Source organism: Streptomyces sp. NPDC107522 (assembly GCF_055657525.1).
On the sequence record NZ_JBVKAU010000003.1, the window covers coordinates 720,005 to 741,439 of the forward strand.

Genomic DNA, 21,435 nt, shown 5'->3' on the forward strand with positions numbered 1-21,435 from the left:
GTGACGGTTCGCCGCTCCCGTGCGCTCCTGTCACTGATGAGCATGTACCTCCATCTGCGCGCGGTGCCGCCCTCGGCGCTGCGCAACAGCGCCACCTGGTTCCAGCGCCTGTTCGAGGACGACTGGGACACCGTGCGGGAGCGGATCGGCCGGCATCGCGAGGAGGTGCTCGACAAGCTGTACGGCGACGTCGAGACCCTCTACTCCGGCATCCCGCCGCACCACGCACCGGAAGGCCCACGGACCCAGGTGGTCCTCGGCGGCCGCCCGGTGTTCCACACCGACTCCTCCTTGCCGCCGTTCCTCCTGCTCACCGCCTCCCAGGTGACCGGCGTCGCCGCGTACCTCAAGGCGGCCGACTTCGACGGCCTGTGGCGGCACGCCCGCATGCAGCTGCTGCGGCCGTACGCCGTGCCGGACGCGGAACCCGAAGTGCGCGGCCTCTTCGCGGCGACGCACCGCGACCTGACCGCGTTCTACGCACAGACGGCCCAGTACGGCGACGCGGTGGTGAAGTGGCTGGTGGTCTGAGAACGGTCCGAGAACAGCAGGGGCAGGGCGTCAGCCCCGCCCCCGGGCCCGCCGCGACACCACGGCCCGCAGCACCCGCCGCCCCTCCGTCGACACCTCCAGCGCCCGGCGCAGCCCGCCCGCACCATGCCCGGCGAGCAGCTCCAGGACGCTGACCTGGCGGCGCAGTTCGGCGGCGACGAGCGGCGACATGCCCTCCGTACGGCCCTCACGGCGTGCGTCGACCGAGGACGCCTCGTCCTCCGCGGGGTCGAGCAGCCGGTGCACCTGCAGCGAGGCGACCGAGCAGGCGTCGGCCCATATTCGTGCCTCGGCGGCGTCCCGCACGGCCGGGGCGGCCGCGAGCATCCGCCGGGCGAGCAGCGCGGCCTCGTCCTCGACGCCCTCGTCGTCCACGACATCGGCGACGCCCAGCTTGACGCGCACCTGCTCCAGCAGCTCGCCCCAGGCGGCCGGGTCCCCGCCCGACGCGAGGTTCGCCCACAGCGGCCGCAGCACCTCGTCGTCGCCGCCCAGCAGGGGCACACACCGATCCAAACAAGCCAACCCGCTGGCGGCCAGTCCGCGTTCGTCGGCCTGAGCGATCAGTTCCACCAGGCTCATCCACGCCTCCTAAGCGGGTCTTTCGTGAGGGTCGGGGTCCCCGCACAGGCCCCTGGCAGGCTCCTTCCCTAACGGAGCCCGCACCTCCCCTTACTGCGTGCGACGACCCCTGAGTGTCACAGGGGGACGACGCCCAGCCGGTCGAGCAGCCGGAAGAAGAGGTTTTCGGCCAAAGGGTCCGCTTCAGCGGTGAGTACGTCGACGAGCGCCTCGGCGTTCACCTCGTGCCCGGCCTCGGCGGCCCAGGCGACGGCGCGCTCGGCGGCGTCAGGGGGTTCGAGGAAGTAGTCCTCGACCGTGAGCCCGTCCTCGCCGAGGTACCCGGCCATCGCGGCCCGCCCCAGGCAGGTCGTCCACCCCCCGCTCTCGGGCGCCGCGGCCTCCACGACCACGCAGTCGCTGTCCATGACGTACCCGAACAGCGCGGGCGCCCCCGTCTCGCGGGCCAGGTCGTTCATGTTCCCGACGTCGCCCTCCCCGCTCGGGTACTCCCACACCTGCCAGCCGCCCGGCGCCTGCTCGCGCAGGGCCAGGCCCTCGACACCCGACAGCGCGTCCAGCTCCGCCAGCGGCCGCTCCCCGCGGCCCACGACGAAGTACCCCCAGTAGCCCATCCCGGTTCCCCCTGGCTGTTCGGTTCGGCCGGTGCCGAATACACCACAGTCGTACGGATGTCCGCAGCCGTATGGGGCAATCCACAGCTCAGCTCAGCCGGTCGGCGAGCCTGCGGAACTCCGTCCAGGACAGCGCCGGCGTCCGCGCGTCCCACAGCTTCTGCACCGTCGCCCTGAGCGGCATCCGGATCCCGGCGGCGACCTGCGCCTGGGTCTGCGCGTTCGAGATATCGCACCACACCGCGAAGGACCCGCCGAGGATCTGGTCGTCGTACGCACTCGGCACGGCCACCGTTCCCCGCACCACCCGCGGCGTCCACTGCTCGTAGATCCGCTGCCCCGTCGGATAGACGAAGGTCTGCGGCTGCCCCAGCACGTAGTAGAGGAACTCGTCGTTGTAGTTGATCAGCCGGCGCCCCGCGCTCAGATACTGCACGGGCACCCGCGCGCCGATCTCCTTGCCCGTCCAGTACGCCACCTGGATGTCCTTGTCCGGCTGGACGGACGTGTTCCGGAAGAACCCGTCGTTCCAGGCGCGGGGGACGCGGTCGTGGGCCCGGACCGTGGCGGCGCGGTCGTTGAGCCACTTGGTGGTCAGGTCGGCGACGGTCCCCGAAGCACCGTAGGCCTCCCGCGCGGCGGCGGCGAGCTGCGGGTAGGTCAGCTCGGGGTTGGACACGGTCAGCGCCTGGTACTCGTCCCCGCCGAGGTGCCACTGACCGCCGGGGAAGAGACCGGCGTACTCGTCGAGCAGGTCGTCGACGATCTTCGCGGACTCGGGGTTGGAGATGTCGATCGCCCCGCGCGTGGCGACACCCGACACGTTCCGCAGCTGCAGATCGGGGTGCGCGGCGATGACCGCGCCCAGGTGCCCGGGCGAGTCGATCTCGGGCACCACGGTGATGTGCCGGGCGGCCGCCAGCTGGACGATCTTCCTGACCTGGGCCTTGGTGAGGTGCTGCCGGGACACGATCTCGGGGTGCGAGTCGGACTCGATGCGGAACCCCTGGTCGTCGGAGAAATGCAGCCCCAGCTGGTTGAACTTCAGGTCCCCCAGCTCGCGCACCCGGTCCTCGATCCAGTCCGCGGTGAAGTGCTTGCGGGCGATGTCGAGCATGAACCCGCGCACCGGCTTGGCCGGCGCGTCGCGCACGACACCCTCCGGTGCCGTACCCCCGCCGTGCACCTCCTGCTTGAGCGTCCGGGTCCCGTAGAAGACCCCCGCCTCACCCGGGCCGCTGATCTCCACGCGCCCTTGGCGCACGGTCATGGTGTACGACTCCGGGTCCGCGCCCTGCCCGCTCTTCAGTGCCAGCCGCACGTCCCCGGCGCGCACGTCCTCCTTCTCACCGGCGTACGTCAGCCCCAGCTCACCCGCGAGGAGCCGCCCCTCGTCGGCGAGCCCGGCGTCGCTCACGACGACCCGCTCCCCGCGCGCGGGACGCCAGCCGGGCCCGCGGGCGGCGGTGTGGGAGCTCACGGCGGGAATGGTCCGGGGGGCTTGGGAGAGCGGGTACGACCGGGTGGGCGACGGGGTCGGACTGGTCGCCCCCTCGGAGGGGGAGGGCGAGGCGGCCCGGGACGTACCGGGGGCCGTCCGCCCCTGCGGCGTCTCGCCGGCCCCTCCGCCGTCCCCGGTGGCCAGGAGCCCGAGGCCCACCCCGGCAGCGACCGTCACGACGACCACCGCGACGATCAGCACCCACGTCTGCGTCAGCGGGCTCTTCGCCGGCGACCGGCGCCTGTGCTTGTGCTGGCTCACGGCGTCAACCTAGGCCTGTGAGTTCCATCAGACGTCCACCACACGTTCCGAAACTCTCCCGTTCGACTGAAATTCGGGCATCCGTCGGACACGTCACGTCCACTCTCGATAACGTGGCGCCACTCCTCTCCCAAAATCCCCTGCCGAAACCCACGTGACGCCCACACACCTTCCTGGCCGAGTCGCCATACCGTCGCTCCCCGAGCAGACCCGTACTCCACCGTCGCCGAACGGGCTGGAGTCCTTCAACTCCGCCCCCGCCGACGAGGTCCGCCACACCCTCCTAACCTGCCTGCACAGCGCCCGCTGGGCCACCCGGATCGCGAGCCACCGCCCGTATCCCGACGTCGACTCCCTGCTGGCGGCTTCGGACGAGGCGGCGTACGACCTGGCTCCGGGGGATTTGGCGGAGGCCCTGGCGGAAGAAACGTTGCCTGTACTCCCGGAGGGTGCATACGGGGCGGCACACACGGCTCTCAACGCGGCAAATGCGGCATACGAGGCAAAGTTCGGCCACGCATTCGTCATCTGCCTGGACGGCCTGCCGCCGGAGGAGGCCCTGGACCACGTGCTGCAGGCCATCCGATCCCGGCTGACAAACGATCCGGACGAGGAACGAGCCCTGACGGCAGACGAACTCCGCCGCCTCGCCAAGGGGCGTTTGGTCCGCGCCCTGAGGGACGCGGGGCTGTAGTCGATTTGCGGCTACCGCCGCGCGGGCGCGACAAGCCCCCACGGCGCCGCACCCGGCAAATAACAGGACACACCACCCCATTAGCCGCCAATAACCCATCCGCGTGCCAGTTTGATCACACCGCCAGCCCCCGGCTCAGCCAAACGGCAGCGCATCGCTACGATGCTGGGGGCCGGTGGACCGTACCCGGCCGGGCCCGACCGACAGCACAAGCCGGCTGGCCCCAATCCCCGCTCCCGGAGGAACTTCCGTGCCGGCTGGAACGCTGTACCGCGGCCGGGAAGGAATGTGGTCCTGGGTGGCTCACCGAGTCACCGGCGTCCTCATTTTCTTCTTCCTGTTCGTTCACGTGCTGGACACCGCTCTCGTCCGTGTCTCCCCTGAGGACTACGACAAGGTCGTAGCCACGTACAAGACGCCGATCGTCGCGCTGCTGGAGTACGGCCTCGTCGCCGCCATCCTCTTCCACGCGCTCAACGGCCTGCGCGTCATCGCCGTCGACTTCTGGTCGAAGGGCCCGCGCTACCAGAAGCAGATGCTCTGGTCCGTCGTCGGCCTGTGGCTCGTGCTGATGCTCGGGGCCATCTACCCCGTTCTCGGCCACGCCGCTCGTGAACTGTTCGGGAGCTGACGCGCACGATGTCAAACAACGCAGTCACCACTGAGAAGACCGCCACCGGTGTCGGCCCCGTCGAGGGCGAGTCCCTCTACAACGTCGACAACCCGGCCCCCTACATCGAGGCGCCGCGCAAGCGCACCAAGAAGACCCCGAAGTCCACGCGGGGCAACTTCGAGATGGCCGCGTGGCTGTTCATGCGGCTGTCCGGCATCGTGCTGGTCGTCCTGGTCATCGGCCACCTGCTGATCCAGCTCGTGCTGGACGGCGGCGTGTCGAAGATCGGCTTCGCCTTCGTGGCGGGCCGCTGGGCGAGCCCCTTCTGGCAGGTCTGGGACCTGCTGATGCTGTGGCTCGCGATGCTGCACGGCGCCAACGGCCTGCGCACGGTCATCAACGACTACGCGGAGCGCGCGAACACCCGGCTGTGGCTGAAGGGCCTGCTCTACACCGCCACGGTGTTCACCATCCTGCTGGGCACGCTGGTGATCTTCACCTTCGACCCGAACATCCGCTAGGCACGGGGCTGAGGCAACCACCATGAAGATCCACAAGTACGACACCGTCATCGTCGGCGCCGGTGGCGCCGGTATGCGCGCGGCCATCGAGTCCACGAAGCGCAGCCGCACCGCCGTGCTGACCAAGCTCTACCCCACCCGCTCCCACACGGGCGCCGCGCAGGGCGGCATGGCCGCCGCGCTGGCCAACGTGGAGGAGGACAACTGGGAGTGGCACACCTTCGACACGGTCAAGGGCGGTGACTACCTGGTCGACCAGGACGCCGCCGAGATCCTGGCGAAGGAGGCCATCGACTCGGTCCTCGACCTGGAGAAGATGGGCCTGCCGTTCAACCGCACGCCGAACGGCACGATCGACCAGCGCCGCTTCGGCGGTCACAGCCGCAACCACGGCGAGGCCCCGGTCCGCCGGTCCTGCTACGCCGCGGACCGCACCGGCCACATGATCCTCCAGACGCTGTACCAGAACTGCGTCAAGGAGGGCGTGGAGTTCTTCAACGAGTTCTACGTCCTGGACCAGCTGATCACCGAGGAAGACGGCGTCAAGAAGTCGGCGGGCGTCGTCGCGTACGAACTCGCCACCGGCGAGATCCACGTCTTCCAGGCGAAGGCCGTGATCTACGCGTCCGGCGGCTGCGGCAAGTTCTTCAAGGTGACGTCGAACGCGCACACGCTCACGGGCGACGGCCAGGCGGCGGTCTACCGGCGCGGGCTTCCGCTGGAGGACATGGAGTTCTTCCAGTTCCACCCGACCGGCATCTGGCGCATGGGCATCCTGCTGACGGAGGGCGCCCGTGGTGAGGGCGGCATCCTCCGCAACAAGGACGGCGAGCGCTTCATGGAGAAGTACGCGCCGGTGATGAAGGACCTGGCGTCGCGAGACGTCGTGTCCCGCTCCATCTACACGGAGATCCGCGAGGGCCGCGGCTGTGGCCCCGAGGGCGACCACGTCTACCTGGACCTCACGCACCTCCCGCCGGAGCAGCTGGACGCCAAGCTGCCCGACATCACCGAGTTCGCGCGGACCTACCTCGGTATCGAGCCGTACACGGACCCGATCCCGATCCAGCCCACCGCGCACTACGCGATGGGCGGCATCCCGACGAACGTCGAGGGTGAGGTCCTGGCCGACAACACGACCGTCGTCCCCGGCCTGTACGCGGCCGGCGAGGTCGCCTGCGTGTCGGTGCACGGCGCCAACCGTCTGGGCACGAACTCGCTCCTGGACATCAACGTGTTCGGCAAGCGGGCCGGCATCGCGGCGGCGGAGTACAGCCAGAAGGCGGACTTCGTCGAGCTGCCGGAGAACCCGGCCGAGCTCGTGATCGAGCAGGTGGAGCGGCTGCGCACGTCGACGGGCACCGAACGGGTCGCTGTCCTGCGCAAGGAGCTCCAGGAGACCATGGACGCGAACGTCATGGTGTTCCGCACCGAGCAGACGATCAAGACGGCGGTCGAGAAGATCGCGGAGCTGCGCGAGCGCTACAAGAACGTCTCGATCCAGGACAAGGGCAAGCGGTTCAACACCGACCTGCTGGAGGCCATCGAGCTGGGCAACCTGCTCGACCTGGCCGAGGTCATGGCCGTGTCCGCGCTGGCCCGCAAGGAGTCCCGCGGCGGTCACTACCGCGAGGACTACCCGAACCGCGACGACGTCAACTTCATGCGCCACACCATGGCGTACCGCGAGGTGGGCGACGACGGCACCGAGTCCGTCCGTCTCGACTACAAGCCGGTCGTCCAGACCCGCTACCAGCCGATGGAGCGTAAGTACTGATGGCAACCCCCGTTATGGACAAGGTGGAGGCCGAGTCCGCCGCGTCCCCGTACATCACGGTCACCTTCCGGGTCCGCCGCTTCAACCCGGAGGTCTCGGCGGAGGCGACCTGGGAAGACTTCCAGCTGGAGATCGACCCGAAGGAGCGCGTCCTCGACGGCCTCCACAAGATCAAGTGGGACCTGGACGGCACGCTGACCTTCCGCCGTTCCTGCGCCCACGGCATCTGCGGTTCGGACGCGATGAGGATCAACGGCAAGAACCGCCTTGCCTGCAAGACCCTCATCAAGGACATCAACCCCGAGAAGCCGATCACGGTCGAGCCCATCAAGGGCCTGACGGTCCTGAAGGACCTGGTCGTGGACATGGAGCCGTTCTTCCAGGCGTACCGGGACGTCATGCCCTTCCTCATCACGAAGGACACTAACGAGCCCACGCGCGAGCGGCTGCAGTCGGCCGAGGACCGCGAGCGCTTCGACGACACGACGAAGTGCATCCTGTGCGCGGCCTGCACGTCCTCGTGCCCGGTCTTCTGGAACGACGGCCAGTACTTCGGCCCCGCGGCCATCGTCAACGCCCACCGCTTCATCTTCGACTCGCGTGACGAGGCGGGCGAACAGCGCCTGGAGATCCTCAACGACAAGGACGGCGTCTGGCGCTGCCGCACGACCTTCAACTGCACGGACGCCTGCCCGCGCGGCATCGAGGTCACGAAGGCGATCGCCGAGGTGAAGAAGGCCCTGATCACGCGCCGCTTCTGAGGCCGCTCCCGGTACGGCGTTCCGTACGACTGTGAGGGCCCCGTCTCCCGGGTCGGTACCGGGGACGGGGCCCTCCGTCGTTCACCACTCCCCGGCATCAGCCTTGCGCATCAGACCCGTCCTCGTACGACCTCCGTATGGACGACATCGCGGTGGGTACGCGGAGGGTGGCCTGCTCATAGCTGGCTCAGGATCGTCGGGTCCGTGATCTTCATGTCGTCGGCCAGCATCATCGCCTTGCTCAGGATCACCGCCATCATCCGGTCACCCTCGTACGGCAGGTAACCCGTCTGCGGGGCGGCAGGGTTGGACTTGGGGACGATGCACAGGTACTGGTCGTTCGGGGTCATGAGGATGTTGCCCGAGCCGAGGTGGATCTTGTAGGTGTGGCGTTCGCCCTTCACGTGCAGGAAGCGGCCCTCGATCGTGCAGCGGTCGGCGATCGCCAGCCTCGGTATCAGGCGTTCGAGGAGGGCCCGGCGGGTCTGAGCGCTCACGCCCAGATCGCCGAAGCCGTACGACGTCCAGTACTCCCGGAAGCGGCCGCCCGGGCCGCCGTCCTGCCAGGTCGGGTCGTTGCCGACGCTGGCCACGCCGACGAACAGGTCCACGTCGCGCAGGACTTCCGACAGGACCAGCGGCGGAATGTCCGTCAGGGGCAGCGGGTCGACCGGGACGGCACCGTCGCGCAGCCACATGCGGTACTCACCGCCGCAGCAGTGGGCCGAGTTGGGCGGGGCATCGATCGGGTAGAAGCGGACCTGGTCGGTGCGCAAGCGCAGGAAACTGCCGGAGTCGGTGATGTCCTCGTAGTTCTCACCGCCGTCGCCCTCGATCCAGTACTCGGCACGCAGGCCCCACTGGGGCAGCTCACGGACGGCCGGCGGTGCCTCGTCGTCGACGGACAGGCGCAGTTTGTTGTGCCAGCCCCGGATCGCGGCCAGCGAGTGGAACTGGTGCTGGCGCAGGACGTGTGCCGCGAAACGGTTCGAGTACGTCCCCGTCGCGCGCTCGGCGTCCGTCAGCAGGTACACCTCGCGGTGGGCCTGCTTGAAGGGCTGGGTGATGCCGTGCCGCTCCAGCCAGTCGCGCCAGGCGACGATCTCGGCGGGTTCATGGCCGACGGGGTGCCAGAGTGCGACTCGGGTGCCTTGGGTCACCGGTGCGTCGGCCAGAGTCCGCAGCTCCCCGTCCGCGTAGCCGACCGTCGTACCGTCGACCGTCCACAGGAGGCGGCGGGCGAGTGTGCCGACCAACGGGTGGTCGAGGTAGCGCTCGCGCCACGCGGCGTACGACCAGGTGCGGCGGGCCAGGAACTGACGGTCCAGGCGCTCGCTCTGCGCCGAGAGCATCTTGTCGATGTCCTTGACCGTGGCCTTGAGCTCCTTGAGCTCGTCGGCGTGCTCGCGCCTGACCGCGGCCGGCACGCTCTTGACCGCCTTGCCGCTCGCGTTGCGCCAGCTCAACACCACCTTGGGTCCCTGGACTTCGAGCAGGGCGGTGACCTCGCCGAGCCGGTGCTCCGTGTGACCGACCTCCGTCAGGCCGTACGCCGGCACGGCCAGCTCCTCGATCTCCTCGCGGCTCAGGCCCATCGCCTTCGCCCGGGCGTCCAGACCGGTGTCGAGCAGCTTGAGCGTGCCCTTGTAGGTGACGCGGGTGGCGAGGCGGGCCAGTTCGGCGAGGGCCGCCTCGCCGTCGATGCGGGCGAGGGCGTTGACCGCGGCGTTCGCGACCTTGGGGTTCACCGGTCCGACGCCCGGGACCTTGCGCAGGGAGGTGTCGACGAGGGCGCCCAGGACGCGGGCCGTCTCGGGGTGCGGCGGCAGGAAGGAAAGCAGCCAGGCCAGTCCGCGCAGCGCGTCGGCGTTGTACGGGTCGAAGGTGGCGTTGGGGTCGGCGCCGTAGCTCCGGTTGAGCAGGGGGCGCGTGCGGGGCCGTCCCACCAGCCGCAGCCAGGCCGGCAGCCGCTCGCGCACCTCGTCGGCGCCCAGCGGAGCGATCAGCGCGCGGCCGGCCTTCTCCCACTTCGCGGAGGGGCGGGCGGCAGTTGCGGTGGCCGCGTGGGCGAGCAGGTGCCGCCAGTCGTCGCCGAGCTCGGCCAGCTCGGCGAGCGCCCGGTCCGCCCAGGCCTCACCGGGGTTCAGAACGGGGCCGTCGATCCGCGCGACCAGCGAGCCGAGCCTCGACTTGCCGTCCCACAGGGTCACATACGAACGGCGGATGACGGCGACGAGCTCACCGGGCAGCTCACGGCCGTCGGCCAGCTCCAGCTCGGCGAGCCGGATCAGGTGCTCGGGGTTGTAGTGGACGTCCTGCTCCGCGGCCAGGCTGATCAGGGCCAGGCGGGTGTCGAGCGGTTGCCCGTCGGCCGTCGGATGGACGTTCCGCAGGTTGGCGAGCAGGATCACGATGCTGCGTTGCGCGGCTGTGCCCGGCTCCAACTCGTGGTACCGGACGGCGAGGGCGTGCACCAGCCCGGCCTGGAAGCGCTCGGGCGCGGCGCACACGGCGTCGACGACCTTGCGGCCCTCGAAGCCCCAGTGGTCACCGACCATCTCGGCGAGCGCGAGCAGTTCGGGGACGAGGTTGTCGGTGTCCTCGGCGTCGATCAGGTCGATGACGAGGGAGACCACACGCGCGTACTCGGAAGGTGCCTCGGTCATCAGCCACCCACCAGGGGGACGAGCTTGAGGAACGTGATCTCGGTGCCGAGCCCGAGCTCGACCTCGTCGTCGAGTGCGGTGACCTGACGGTCGCCCACGAGCACGAGGAAGCCGTTGCCCGCGAAGGCCTTCAGGGCCAGCTCGGTCTGCGCCTCGGGGTCTATCCGGCGGCGGGTGCGCACCGCGTAGCCGTTGAGGACACGCTCGGTGTCCTCCGGCTGCACGAGTCCCTGGAAGACCTCCGGTGTCCGCGCGTTGTACTCGGCGACCTCCTGGAACACCCGGCGCCGGATCAACTCACGCACGGTGAGCCGTTCCTCGGCGATCTCGAGCCCCCAGCCGTCGCTGCGGCTCCCGCTTGTCGTCTCGTCGACGAAGGTCACGATTCCCATGCCCACGACAGTACGAGCCACCACTGACAATCCCCGGTTCCGGCCGATCATCCCCTTACCCTGACGGCATGTCAGATGACGAGTCGTACGAGCTGCTCGGGTTCGACAACGTGCTGCTGCCGGTCGGCGACCTCGGTGAGGCCGTCCGGTTCTACGAATGCGCCGGGTTCACGGTCGGGTTCCGGCTCGACGAGGCCGGGATCGCACTGCTGAAGGTCGGGGGCGAGACGCCCGGGATCCTGCTGCGGCACGAGGAGGCGCTGGGACACCGGCCGCCTCCGTGGCCGTATCCGCGGGTGTGGCTGGAGGTGCCGGACGCGCGAGCGGCGGCGCGGGCGTTGGGCGAGGTGGGCATCACACCGCTCGACGAGCCGTTCTCCGGGGCCACCGGGTGGACCGTCGAGATCCCCGACCCCTGGGGGAACGTCGTCGGGTTCACGGACTACACCAAGCGGCCGGAACTGGCACGCAGGTCATGACGTGACGGAGGCCTCACCCTATTGAGTTGAACACGTTCAAAGACGGGCCTAGAGTCTTCCTCGTCAGCGTTTTGAACGCGTTCAAGAAGGGGGAGGCCATGGACCGCACGGTCATCGCCTACGTCATCTACCTCGTCGTCAGCATCGCCCTCACCATCTGGGTGGCCCGCACGCTCAGCCGCAACGGACGGATCTTCCTCGCCGACGTGCTGCGCGGGAACGAGAAGCTCGCCGACGCCGTGAACCACCTGCTGGTGGTCGGCTTCTACCTCGTCAACCTCGGCTTCGTCGCGCTGTACCTGAGCGACGACGACACCATCCTCGACACGCGCGGGATCTTCGAGGCCCTGTCGACCAAGCTCGGCGTGGTCCTCCTGGTGCTCGGCGTGATGCACCTGGGCAACGTCTACGTGCTCAACAAGATCCGCCGGCGCGGGGTGATGGAGCGCGAGCAGGTGCCTCCGGTCGCTCCGCAGGGCTGGGCCGCTCCGTCGGCCGGGGCGTGACCGAGTGGCCGGCATGACGGACGCCGCCGCGGCCGGCGGGCCCCACGCACCGAGCGCGGGGCCCGCCACCCCGGTCCGCCGACTGACCGTCCTCTACGACGCCGACTGCTCCCTGTGCTCCTTCCTGCGCGACTGGCTCGTACGGCAGCCGCAGCTGGTTCCGCTGGAGCTGGTGCCGGCCGGGTCCGAGGAGGCCCGGCGGCGCTGTCCCGGCCTCGACCACGGCGCCACCCTCGACGAGATCACCGTCGTCGGCGACGCCGGGCAGGTCTACCGGGGCGGCGCCGCCTGGATCGTCACGCTGTGGGCGCTGCGCGAGCACAGGGGACTCGCGCATCGCCTCAGCACTCCCTCGGGGGCCCTGCTCGCCAAGGGGGCCGTGCTCGCCGCCGCCAAGTGGCGCGGGGCGCAGCAGGGTGGGGCGCGGCGGGACGGCGGGCAGTGGGGCGGGCAGGTCTACCGGCGCGCGGACGGGTGGTCGTACGACCCGAGTCGGGGCTGGACGTACAACCCGCCGGGCTGCGACAGCGGTACCTGCACCACGGGGTGAGGCGGGCGCCGGGAGGGGGCGCAAGAGGGACCAACTCGCCACGAAAGGCCCGCTTTCGGACTCGGTTTTGGCATGCGCTCTTCCAAAACCGTCTGCGGGTTGGCACGCTGCCTCCCGGTTCTCCACTCCGCTCTCGACCGACTGTCTGTCAGCCGGGCGGCCCACCCGGTCGCACGGTCCCCCCATCGCAGAAGGAGTACGCGTGAGAGGCATAACCCGCGTCACCCGCATACCCCGCCCCCTCGTCGGCGCCCTGGTCGGTGTCACCGCACTGCTCACCGCCGGCGCCCTGGCCGCGCCCGCGGGTGCCGCGCCGAGGTCCGACAGCTCCACCGGCGTCAGCTCGGTCTCGGCCGGCGCGCAGAAGCAGGCCCGTGACTTCTGGACACCGCAACGCATGCGTGGGGCGACCCCGCTCGACCTGGTGAGCGTCAACGGTCACTACGACGGCGGTTCGGCGCCCCTCAAGGGGAAGGCGACCACCGTCGCGCCCAGCGCCCCGGCCGCGGCGGTCGGCAGGGCCGCCGCCGACATCGGTCTGCTGGCCTTCCCCAACAGTGGCGGCCAGTGGACCGGCGGCGGCGCGGTCGTGTCCACGGCGGGCCGGGTGTTCTTCACCTACCAGGGCCGTACGGCGTCCTGTTCCGGCAACGCCGTCACCAGCGCCAACAAGAGCACCGTGATCACGGCGGGCCACTGTGTGAAGCTGGACGGCGCCTGGCACACCAACTGGGTCTTCGTGCCCGGCTACCACGACGGGCAGGCCCCGTACGGCCGCTGGACCGCGTCGAAGACGCTGTCCACACCGCAGTGGACGGCGAGCGAGGACATCAACTACGACGTCGGCGCCGCGGTCGTGGCCCCGCTGGACGGCAAGCTGCTGACGGACGTCGTCGGCGGTCAGGGGCTGGCCTTCAACACCGGCTACAACCTGCCCATGTACTCGTTCGGCTTCCCGGCGGCCTCCCCGTACGACGGTGAGAAGTTCATCTACTGCAGCGGCAACACCAGCCGGGACTTCCTGTTGTCCAACGACCACGGCATGAACTGCAACATGACCGGCGGCTCCAGCGGCGGCCCCTGGTTCACCAAGTTCAACGAGTCCACGGGCACGGGCCTGCTGTCCTCGGTGAACAGCTTCAAGTACAACTTCCTGCCCAACCGGATGTACGGCCCGTACTTCGGCGCCGACGCCCAGAACCTGTACCAGACGGCACAGGCGTCCTGACCGACGGTCCTCCTGGCGGACGGCCGAAACAGCACTCGTTAGGCTCTCGTTCCGTGTCCTCGAAGAACGAAAGCCCTGAACAGGGCGACGCGTCCAGCAAGTCCGAGCAGACCCGCGCCAAGTCGGAGCAGACCCGTGCGCTGATCCTGGAGACCGCCATGCGGCTGTTCCAGGAGCGGGGCTACGACAAGACGACGATGCGGGCGATCGCGCAGGAGGCCGGGGTCTCCGTCGGCAACGCGTACTACTACTTCGAGGGCAAGGAACACCTGATCCAGGGCTTCTACGACCGGATCGCCGCCGAGCACCAGGCGGCGGTCCGGGATGTCCTGGCCCGGGAGACCGACCTTGAGGCGCGGCTCGGGGGCGTCCTGAAGGTGTGGCTGGACATCGCGACGCCGTACCACGAGTTCGCGGTGCAGTTCTTCAAGAACGCCGCCGACCCCGACAGCCCGCTCAGCCCCTTCTCCCCCGAGTCGGAGCACGCGCGCGTGGAGGCCATCAGCGTCCATCGGCAGGTGCTTGCGGGCGCGACGAAGACCAAGGTGCCCGAGGAGCTCCGGGACGTGCTGCCCGAGCTGATGTGGCTCGCGCAGATGGGGCTCGTCCTGTACTGGATCTTCGACCGGACGGAGGGGCGCGAGCGCAGCTACCGGCTGGCCGAGCGGGGTGCCCGGCTGACCGCGCGGGGCGTCTCGCTGGCGCGGTTCCGCGTGCTGCGGCCGTTGGTGCGCGAGGTGCACGAGCTGTTCACGGACTTCCTGCCGGGGATGACGAACGCGCTGCCGGATCCGGCGAAGGAGACGGAGAAGGGGAAGAGGAAGGGAAGGGCGAACGGGGAAGCCGACAGCTAGGGGCGCCCGCCGACGACGAGCGCCCCGAAAGCCGTTTCCGTGATGCTCAGTTGACGGCGTCCACCTCGCCCTCGGCCAGCTCCACGTCGTACACCAGCGGCCCGTCCGCCACGACCACCTGGCCCGCCCGGGACCCGTACGACTCGGCGCTCGTCGCCAGCAGATACGTTCCCGGCGTCGGCACCGAGACGATGTACGAGCCGTCGGCCAGGGACGTCACCCGGTCCAGCTGACGCCCGCCCTTCGTCAGCAGCGTCACCGCCGCGCCGTCGACCGGCTCACCGTCGGCGGTACGGATGAAGCCGTGCACGACCGAGGCCCTGCCGTCCCGGGCCGGCTCCTCCTCGGCCACCGCGGCCTCCTCCTTCGGTTCGACGGCCAGATGCGGCAGCCGCTTCTCCAGCCAGTCCGGCAGCCACCAGTTCGCCCTGCCGAGCATGTGCATCGCGGCCGGCACCAGGGCCGTCCGCAGGATGAAGGCGTCCAGGGCGACGGCTGCCGCGAGACCGATGCCCGCCATCGCGCCCTCCATGTCGCCGCTCAGCACGAACGCGCTGAAGACACAGATCATGATCAGAGCGGCTGAGTTGATGACCCGGCTGGTCTCCGCGAGGCCGACGCGGACCGCGCGCGCGTTGTCCTTGGTGTGCACCCACTCCTCGTGCATCCGGCTCACCAGGAACACCTGGTAGTCCATGGAGAGGCCGAACAGCAGGGACAGCATGATGACCGGCAGGAACGAGGTGATCGGGCCTTCCTTGCCGACGCCGATGAGCTCGGTGCCCCAGCCCCACTGGAAGATCGCCACCAGGACGCCGAAGGACGCCGCGGCCGCGATGAGGTTCATCAGGGCGGCCGTCAGCGGCACCACGAGCGAGCGGAAGGCCACCAGCAGGAGCAGGAAGCCGAGCGCGATGATCGTCGCGACGAAGTAGGGCAGGCGGTCGCCGGTCACGGACGCGAAGTCCTTGAAGACCGCCGTCACCCCGCCGACATGGGCCTCGGCCCCGGACTGCGGGATCACGTCGTCGCGCAGCCGGTCGATCAACTGGTCCGTCTGCTCGGACTGGGGCGACGTGTCCGGTACGACCTGGATGACCGTGACGCCGTTGGCAGGCGGGAGGTCGGCAACCTGTGCGACGCCCTCGGTCGACCGGATGCCGTCGACCAGAGCGGCGGGGGCGTCGCCCTCGACGACCACTTGGAGCGGGCCGTTGAAGCCGGGCCCGAAGCCCTCGGCGAGCAGGTCGTAGGCCTGGCGCGTGGTCTGCGACTCCTGGTGGTTGCCCTGGTCGGTGGCGCCGAGGCGCAGCGACAGCACGGGGATCGCGAGGACCGCCATGACGACGACGGCCAGCGCGGCGACCGGACGCGGGCGCCTTTGGACGTACGACGACCAGCGCGCCGCGAGTCCGCTCGCCTCCTCCGGCTCCGGTCCCGCCGCGGCCAGCTTGCGCCGCTGCCGGCGGCTGAGCACCCGCATGCCGAGCAGTCCGAGGAGTGCGGGCAGCAGGGTGATCGCGGCCAGCACGCTCAGGACGACGGTGAGCGAGGTCGCGACGACCACGCCGTCCAGGAACCGCATGTTCATCACCAGCATTCCGGCGAGCGCGATGCACACCGTGCCGCCCGCGAACAGCACCGCACGGCCGGAGGTGTTCAGGGCGGTCACCGCCGCCTCCTCCGGCTTCATCCCGCGCAGGATGCCGCGCCGGTGCCGGGTGACGATGAACAGGGCGTAGTCGATGCCGACGCCGAGGCCTATCAACGAGCCGAGCAGCGGCGCCACTTCGGGCACGTCCGTGACATGGCTCATCAGCATCGTCGCGATCATGCCGGTGCCGACGCCCGCGATCGCCACGACGATCGGCAGCAGCATCGCGAAGAGCGAACCGAAGGCCAGGAACAGCACGACCGCCGCCGCGAGGATGCCGACCGCCTCCGCCGTGCCCTGCGGCGGCTCCTGGGTGCGGGCGATCGCCTGTCCGCCCAGCTCGACCTGGAGGCCGTCGCGTTCGGCGGCCTGCGCCGTGTCGACGACGTCCTCGATCAGCTCCTTCGGGACGGCGTTCGCCTGCTCGGTGAAGGTGATCTGGGCGTACGCGATCCGCCCGTCCCGGCTGATCTGCGCGGCTGACCGGTCCGCGTAGGGGTCGGTGACCTCACCGACTCCCTTCATCCGCCCGATCTCCTCGAGCGCGGGCTCGATCCGGGACCGTACGGACTCGTCCCGTACGGAACCGCCGTCCACCTTCCACACCACCGTGTCGGTGTCGCCCGCGCGCTCCGGGAAGGCCTTCTCCATCAGGTCGTACGCGGTCGCGGAGTCCGTGTCCGGGAGGGAGAAGACGTTCGCGTAGTTCGTGCCCGCGGCCGAACTCGCCGCGCCCAGGCCGAACAGTGCCCCCAACCACAGCAACAGGACCACCAGCCGGTGCCGATAGCACCACCGTGCCAATGCCGCCACGCTCAACGCTCCTTATTCGGTTCGGTCGGTCCCCCAGGTCCTGGGCAACAGCATTGGCTGCGGCACGCGCGCGTGGCAGGCGAGGGCCATGACTCTCAAGGAACTCCAAAGGGAACAACCGCCCGACTGTCAGTGGCCCCGCCGATACTGGGGGCATGACGACGGCTTCTGGCACCGTGCTGGTCGTGGAGGACGAGGAGTCCATCGCGGACGTCCTCGCCATCGCCCTGCGCTACCACCGTTTCGAGGTCGTGATCGCGGGCACGGTCCGCGAGGCGCTCGCCCTCGCCGAGCGCACCCGGCCCGACGCGGCGCTGCTCGACGTCATGCTCCCGGACGGCGACGGCCGCGCCCTCGGGCGTGAACTGCGCGAGCGGCGGCCCGACCTGGCGCTCGTCTTCCTCACCGCACGCGACTCGCCCGCCGAGATCGTCGGCGCGCTCGGCTTCGGCGACGACTACATCACCAAGCCGTTCAACATCGACGAGGTGATCGCGCGGATAACGGCAGTACTGCGCCGCACCCGGCCGGCCGACGTCCTGCCGCAGCGACCGCCGCTCAGCTACGGCGACCTGGAGCTGGACGAGACGACGTACTCGGTGCGCCGCGCGGGCCGGACCGTCGAACTCACCCCCACCGAGTACGCGTTGCTGCGCTTCCTGGTGCGCAACGGCGGCCGGATCGTGCCCAAGGAGCAACTCCTGCGCCACGTCTGGCAGTACGAGCACACCCCGCCCGAGTCGACCGTCGTCGAGACCTACATCAGCTATCTGCGGCGCAAGCTGGACGCCCTGGGACCGCCGGTGATCACCACCCGGCGGGGCGTCGGATACGGGCTGGCATGAGGCGTCCCAGGATCGTCGGCATCTTCGACGTCTGCCGCCGGCGCGGCATCCACTCGCTGCGCGGCAAGCTGACGCTGGCGAACGTGGCGCTCCTTGCCGTCGGCATCGCCGTCGCCACCGCGGTCAGCCTGATGACCGCGCGCTTCTACCTGCTCGACAAGGTCGACACCGAACTGAAGACCGCGCGCACCACCCTGCGGAACGCCGGGTTCACCCTGCAGCAGATCGAGTCGCTGAGCGAACTGGGCATCGCGCTGGACAAGTTCACCGGCGAGGGAGCCACGGACACGGATCCGCTGCCCAGCCCGACCATGGTGTACGTCGCGGTCGACTCCGCCGGGCGGCCGGTGGCCCTGGGCCCGCTGAAGCCGACACCCCGCCAGCACGCGCTGGCCGCCGCCGCGAAGGACCCGGCGGCCCTCGCCGCCGACGAGGAGCCGCGGGACGTACGGGTCGACGGTGAGCGCTACCGGATGTCCGGCGCGCGGCTGTCGGACGGCACCGTCGTGCTGATCGCCATACCGACCGAGGGTCTGCACGAGGGCATGGGCAAGGCCCTCAGGATGGACCTGGCCGTCGGCACGCTGCTGCTGGCGCTGCTCGGCTGTCTGACGATGTTCAGCGTGCGGCGCCGGATGCAGCCGCTGGAGGACATGGTGGAGACGTCGTCCGCGATCGCCGAGGGCGATCTGACCCGGCGCGTCCCCTCCAGTCGAGAGGCCACCCTGGAGGTCGAACAGCTCCGGGTCGCCCTCAACTCGATGCTCCACCAGGTGGAGTCGGCGTACCGCACCCGCGAGCGCAGCGCGGCCCAGCTGCGCCGCTTCGTCGGTGACGCCTCACACGAGCTGCGCACGCCGTTGTCCGCGATACGCGGCTACCTCCAGCTGTACGACAAGGGGATGCTGGTCGAGCCGGCCGAGCGCAAGCGTGCCTGGGACCGGATGAACGGCGAGGTCGACCGCATGGGCCGCCTCGTCGACGAACTGCTCACCCTCGCCCGCCTCGACCAGCAGCCCGAACTGCGCTTCCGCAACGTCGACTTGAGCCGCCTCGTGCGCGACGCCGCCCAGGACCTGCGGGCACAGCAGCCGGAACGGCCCCTCACGGTCGACGCCGACGGCACCCTGCTCGTGCGCGCCGACGAGTCGGGGCTGCGCCAGGTGCTGGGCAACCTGATCGGCAACGTCCGCACGCACACACCCGCCGACGTGCCGGTGCGGCTGGGGGTGAACCGGGCCGACGGGGTCGTACGGCTGTGTGTCGAGGACAAGGGGCCGGGGCTGTGCGCGGAGGACGCGGCACGCGTCTTCGACCGGTTCTTCCGGGCGGGCGGGGGTGCGGGCAGCGGTCTGGGGATGGCGATCGTGCAGGGGGTGGTGGAGGCGCACGGCGGGGAGGTGACGGTGGACACAGCGCCGGGTGAGGGCTTGAAGGTGACGGTGACACTGCCGACCTGAGGGGCGCGGGGCTGCATCGACATGCGGCTCCGCCGGCGTCACTGCACTCCTAGCGGAGCAACAAGTGCCCAGACGGTCTTCCCATGTCTCCCCCGGCTCCACACCCCCCAAGCCGCAGCCAGGTTCTCCACCAGATGCAACCCGCGACCGGCTTCGTCCCACTGCTCCACCACCCGTAACCGGGGTTCGAGCCGACCCTCGTCCGAGACCTCTATCAGGCAGGAACCGTCGGCGAGCGCGGTCACGGCGACCTCGAACTCGCGTTCAACAAGGGGTCCGTGGCGTACGACGTTGGTGGCCAGCTCCGAGACGAGCAGCACCGCGTCCTCCAGCGCCGGATCCCGTGGCCCGTGCCCCCAGTCGGCCAGATGGTCCCGGACCCGGCGCCGGGCGAGACCGACGGACGCCGGGTGCCGGGGCAGCCGAAAGACGTTGCGTCTCACCACGTTTGCTCCTCACCCCGCACACGCCTTCGCCACATGGTGCAGCGCGGAGTGGCCCCCTGGCATCAGCAGGGGGAATGTCAAGGGCGCGAGATCGCGTCAGATCCAGGAGAGGCGCCAGAGCCGGAAGACCCCGGTGCCGTCCGACAGATACTGACCGCCGCCGACGTCCTCGGTGGTGACGACGTACTCCTTGGCCTGCCACAGCGGAATGACCGGGACGTCGCGCGCCACGGTCTCCTGCACCGAGCGGAGGTCCCTTACGGCCTCGCCGCGGTCGGCGTACTGCTGGCTCGCCGTGATCTGCCGGTCGACGTCCTTGTTGCTGTAGCCGGTGTTCATGGTGCCGTCGGTGCCGACGAGCGGGCTGCCGTAGGTGTCCGGGTCCGGGAAGTCGGCGACCCAGCCGACGGCGTACGCGTCGAGCTTGCCGCCCGCCCAGCGCTTCTGGAAGTCGGTCCACTCGTAGCCCTTGACCGTCACCTTGAACAGGCCGGTCGCCTCCAGTTGCCGCTTGATCTCCGCGGCCTCCTCGGCGGCGGCGCCGCGGCCGGTGGCGTAGCCGTAGGTGAAGCGGACGGGCAGGCTGACGCCGGCCTCGTCGAGCAGGGCTCGCGCCTTGGCGGTGCTGAGCTTGGGGTAGGTGTCGAAGAACGACGTCGTGTGGCCGGTGATGCCGGTCGGAATCAGTGAGTACAGCGGGTCGACGGTGCCCTTGTACACCGTGGCCGCCAGCCGCTCGCGGTCGATCAGCCAGGCCATGGCCTGCCGGACCCGGACGTCGTGCAGCGGTGAACCGGCGCGGGTGTTGAAGTACAGGTTGCGGATCTCGGAGCTGTCCGCCTCGGAGACGCGCTGGTCCGGGTCGGAGGCGTTCAGACCGGCGAGGACCTCAGGCGGCAGCGTGCGGGTGGCGACGTCGACCTGCTTCGCCTTCCAGGCGTCGGCGAGGGCGTCGGCGTCCGCGTAGTAGCGAAGCTCGACGGGACGGCCGGTGCCCTTGAGGGCGCCCGTGTAGTGCGTGTTGGGCGCGAGGACGGCCTTCTTGTCCTTCGTGTACGCCGTCAGGGTGTACGGGCCGGTGCCGTCGACACCGTTGTCGGTGCGCAGCGCGCCCGCCGGATACTTCTCGCGGTCGACGATGGAACCCGCCCCGGTGGCCACCTTCAGCGGGAACGTGGCGTCCGGCGACGACAGATGGAAGGTGACCGTGCGGCCGCTCGCGCTCACCGAGCCGAGCGTGTCCAGCACGGCGGACGGGCCGACGTCCGACTTGATCCGCTTGACCCGGTCGAAGGAGTACTTGACGTCCTGCGCGGTCATCGCGCGCCCGCTCGGGAACGTGAGGCCCTCGCGCAGTTCGCAGCGGTACGTGGTCAGTTCGGTGCCGGCGAAGGCGCAGCTCTCGGCCGCGTCCGGCACGGGTGTGGTGCCGCCCGGCTCGAAGGTCAGCAATGACTGGAAGACGTTGTTGAACAGCGCCCAGGACCCGGCGTCATAGGCGCCGGCCGGGTCGAGCGACGTGACCGCGTCCGTCGTACCGACCGTGATGGTCCTGCCCTGGTCCTCCTGCGACGGCAGCAACTGCCAGCCGCCCACTCCCACGGCCGCCAGCACGAGCAGCGTCGCGAGAATCCGCATGCGAACAGAACGCATGGGTGTGCCTCTC

The 21,435-nt window shown here is 70.0% G+C and carries 21 protein-coding genes; 13 read left to right on the plus strand and 8 right to left on the minus strand.

What is annotated here, in order from left to right:
• Positions 1 to 36: 36 nt before the first annotated feature.
• The gene (locus ACZ7L6_RS13460) at positions 37 to 531 is read left to right on the plus strand and encodes a DUF1877 family protein (RefSeq protein ID WP_471923184.1); all 495 of its coding nucleotides are present in this window, start codon (positions 37 to 39) and stop codon (positions 529 to 531) included.
• A 30-nt stretch (positions 532 to 561) separates the two neighbouring features.
• Here ACZ7L6_RS13460 and ACZ7L6_RS13465 read toward each other — a convergent pair whose 3' ends face one another.
• From ACZ7L6_RS13465 to ACZ7L6_RS13475, 3 genes are all read right to left on the minus strand, one after another.
• On the minus strand, positions 562 to 1,134 hold the full coding sequence (locus ACZ7L6_RS13465) for a hypothetical protein (RefSeq protein WP_471923186.1): 573 nt from the start codon (positions 1,132 to 1,134) through the stop codon (positions 562 to 564).
• A gap of 116 nt (positions 1,135 to 1,250) precedes the next feature.
• A complete protein-coding gene (locus ACZ7L6_RS13470) occupies positions 1,251 to 1,748 on the minus strand; it encodes a hypothetical protein (RefSeq protein WP_471923188.1) in 498 nt (165 codons plus the stop codon).
• A gap of 88 nt (positions 1,749 to 1,836) precedes the next feature.
• Complete coding sequence (locus ACZ7L6_RS13475) at positions 1,837 to 3,450, minus strand: beta-N-acetylhexosaminidase (protein WP_471923409.1); 1,614 nt, start codon at positions 3,448 to 3,450, stop codon at positions 1,837 to 1,839.
• Positions 3,451 to 3,664: 214 nt separating this feature from the next.
• Between ACZ7L6_RS13475 and ACZ7L6_RS13480 the strand changes: the two genes are divergently transcribed.
• The 5 genes from ACZ7L6_RS13480 (at position 3,665) to ACZ7L6_RS13500 (ending at position 7,876) form a co-directional block, all read left to right on the plus strand.
• Positions 3,665 to 4,204, plus strand: coding sequence for a 2-oxo-4-hydroxy-4-carboxy-5-ureidoimidazoline decarboxylase (locus ACZ7L6_RS13480; RefSeq protein ID WP_471923190.1), 540 nt, complete (start codon positions 3,665 to 3,667; stop codon positions 4,202 to 4,204).
• A gap of 250 nt (positions 4,205 to 4,454) precedes the next feature.
• Entirely contained in the window at positions 4,455 to 4,835 is a 381-nt protein-coding gene (gene sdhC, locus ACZ7L6_RS13485; protein WP_078504082.1) for a succinate dehydrogenase, cytochrome b556 subunit, read from the plus strand.
• 8 nt (positions 4,836 to 4,843) lie between these two features.
• Positions 4,844 to 5,338, plus strand: coding sequence for a succinate dehydrogenase hydrophobic membrane anchor subunit (locus tag ACZ7L6_RS13490; protein ID WP_471923193.1), 495 nt, complete (start codon positions 4,844 to 4,846; stop codon positions 5,336 to 5,338).
• A 22-nt stretch (positions 5,339 to 5,360) separates the two neighbouring features.
• On the plus strand, positions 5,361 to 7,115 hold the full coding sequence (gene sdhA / locus ACZ7L6_RS13495; RefSeq protein ID WP_471923195.1) for a succinate dehydrogenase flavoprotein subunit: 1,755 nt from the start codon (positions 5,361 to 5,363) through the stop codon (positions 7,113 to 7,115).
• On the plus strand, positions 7,115 to 7,876 hold the full coding sequence (locus tag ACZ7L6_RS13500) for a succinate dehydrogenase iron-sulfur subunit (protein ID WP_398820700.1): 762 nt from the start codon (positions 7,115 to 7,117) through the stop codon (positions 7,874 to 7,876). The genes sdhA and ACZ7L6_RS13500 overlap by 1 nt, the downstream gene beginning before the upstream one ends.
• Before the next feature lie 176 nt (positions 7,877 to 8,052).
• On the opposite strand, the gene ACZ7L6_RS13505 is transcribed toward ACZ7L6_RS13500, so the two are convergent.
• On the minus strand, positions 8,053 to 10,542 hold the full coding sequence (locus ACZ7L6_RS13505) for a DUF4132 domain-containing protein (RefSeq protein WP_471923198.1): 2,490 nt from the start codon (positions 10,540 to 10,542) through the stop codon (positions 8,053 to 8,055).
• Positions 10,542 to 10,934, minus strand: a complete 393-nt coding sequence (locus ACZ7L6_RS13510) for a hypothetical protein (RefSeq protein ID WP_471923200.1) — start codon at positions 10,932 to 10,934, stop codon at positions 10,542 to 10,544. Before ACZ7L6_RS13510 ends, ACZ7L6_RS13505 begins: the two co-directional genes overlap by 1 nt.
• A 68-nt stretch (positions 10,935 to 11,002) precedes the next feature.
• On the opposite strand from ACZ7L6_RS13510, the gene ACZ7L6_RS13515 reads away from it, so the two are divergent.
• From ACZ7L6_RS13515 to ACZ7L6_RS13535, 5 genes are all read left to right on the plus strand, one after another.
• On the plus strand, positions 11,003 to 11,413 hold the full coding sequence (locus ACZ7L6_RS13515; protein WP_471923202.1) for a VOC family protein: 411 nt from the start codon (positions 11,003 to 11,005) through the stop codon (positions 11,411 to 11,413).
• Positions 11,414 to 11,511: 98 nt separating this feature from the next.
• Positions 11,512 to 11,919 carry a hypothetical protein gene (locus tag ACZ7L6_RS13520; RefSeq protein ID WP_471923411.1) on the plus strand — a complete coding sequence of 136 codons (408 nt, stop codon included), beginning with the start codon at positions 11,512 to 11,514 and terminating at the stop codon, positions 11,917 to 11,919.
• 13 nt (positions 11,920 to 11,932) lie between these two features.
• Positions 11,933 to 12,469 carry a thiol-disulfide oxidoreductase DCC family protein gene (locus ACZ7L6_RS13525; RefSeq protein ID WP_471923204.1) on the plus strand — a complete coding sequence of 179 codons (537 nt, stop codon included), beginning with the start codon at positions 11,933 to 11,935 and terminating at the stop codon, positions 12,467 to 12,469.
• A gap of 202 nt (positions 12,470 to 12,671) precedes the next feature.
• Complete coding sequence (locus ACZ7L6_RS13530; RefSeq protein ID WP_471923206.1) at positions 12,672 to 13,697, plus strand: trypsin-like serine peptidase; 1,026 nt, start codon at positions 12,672 to 12,674, stop codon at positions 13,695 to 13,697.
• A gap of 53 nt (positions 13,698 to 13,750) precedes the next feature.
• Positions 13,751 to 14,551 carry a TetR family transcriptional regulator gene (locus ACZ7L6_RS13535; RefSeq protein ID WP_471923208.1) on the plus strand — a complete coding sequence of 267 codons (801 nt, stop codon included), beginning with the start codon at positions 13,751 to 13,753 and terminating at the stop codon, positions 14,549 to 14,551.
• Between the two features lie 46 nt (positions 14,552 to 14,597).
• Here the strand turns inward: ACZ7L6_RS13535 and ACZ7L6_RS13540 are convergent, their stop codons facing one another.
• Positions 14,598 to 17,009, minus strand: coding sequence for an MMPL family transporter (locus tag ACZ7L6_RS13540; RefSeq protein WP_471923413.1), 2,412 nt, complete (start codon positions 17,007 to 17,009; stop codon positions 14,598 to 14,600).
• Positions 17,010 to 17,173: 164 nt separating this feature from the next.
• Between ACZ7L6_RS13540 and ACZ7L6_RS13545 the strand changes: the two genes are divergently transcribed.
• Both ACZ7L6_RS13545 and ACZ7L6_RS13550 read left to right on the plus strand, forming a co-directional pair.
• Positions 17,174 to 17,863 carry a response regulator transcription factor gene (locus tag ACZ7L6_RS13545; protein WP_471923210.1) on the plus strand — a complete coding sequence of 230 codons (690 nt, stop codon included), beginning with the start codon at positions 17,174 to 17,176 and terminating at the stop codon, positions 17,861 to 17,863.
• The gene (locus ACZ7L6_RS13550) at positions 17,860 to 19,323 is read left to right on the plus strand and encodes a sensor histidine kinase (RefSeq protein ID WP_471923212.1); all 1,464 of its coding nucleotides are present in this window, start codon (positions 17,860 to 17,862) and stop codon (positions 19,321 to 19,323) included. Before ACZ7L6_RS13545 ends, ACZ7L6_RS13550 begins: the two co-directional genes overlap by 4 nt.
• A 38-nt stretch (positions 19,324 to 19,361) precedes the next feature.
• Here ACZ7L6_RS13550 and ACZ7L6_RS13555 read toward each other — a convergent pair whose 3' ends face one another.
• Together ACZ7L6_RS13555 and ACZ7L6_RS13560 are read right to left on the minus strand one after the other, a co-directional pair.
• Complete coding sequence (locus ACZ7L6_RS13555) at positions 19,362 to 19,769, minus strand: ATP-binding protein (protein ID WP_471923214.1); 408 nt, start codon at positions 19,767 to 19,769, stop codon at positions 19,362 to 19,364.
• A gap of 96 nt (positions 19,770 to 19,865) precedes the next feature.
• Positions 19,866 to 21,422 carry an ABC transporter substrate-binding protein gene (locus ACZ7L6_RS13560; RefSeq protein WP_471923216.1) on the minus strand — a complete coding sequence of 519 codons (1,557 nt, stop codon included), beginning with the start codon at positions 21,420 to 21,422 and terminating at the stop codon, positions 19,866 to 19,868.
• Between the last annotated feature and the right edge of the window lie 13 nt (positions 21,423 to 21,435).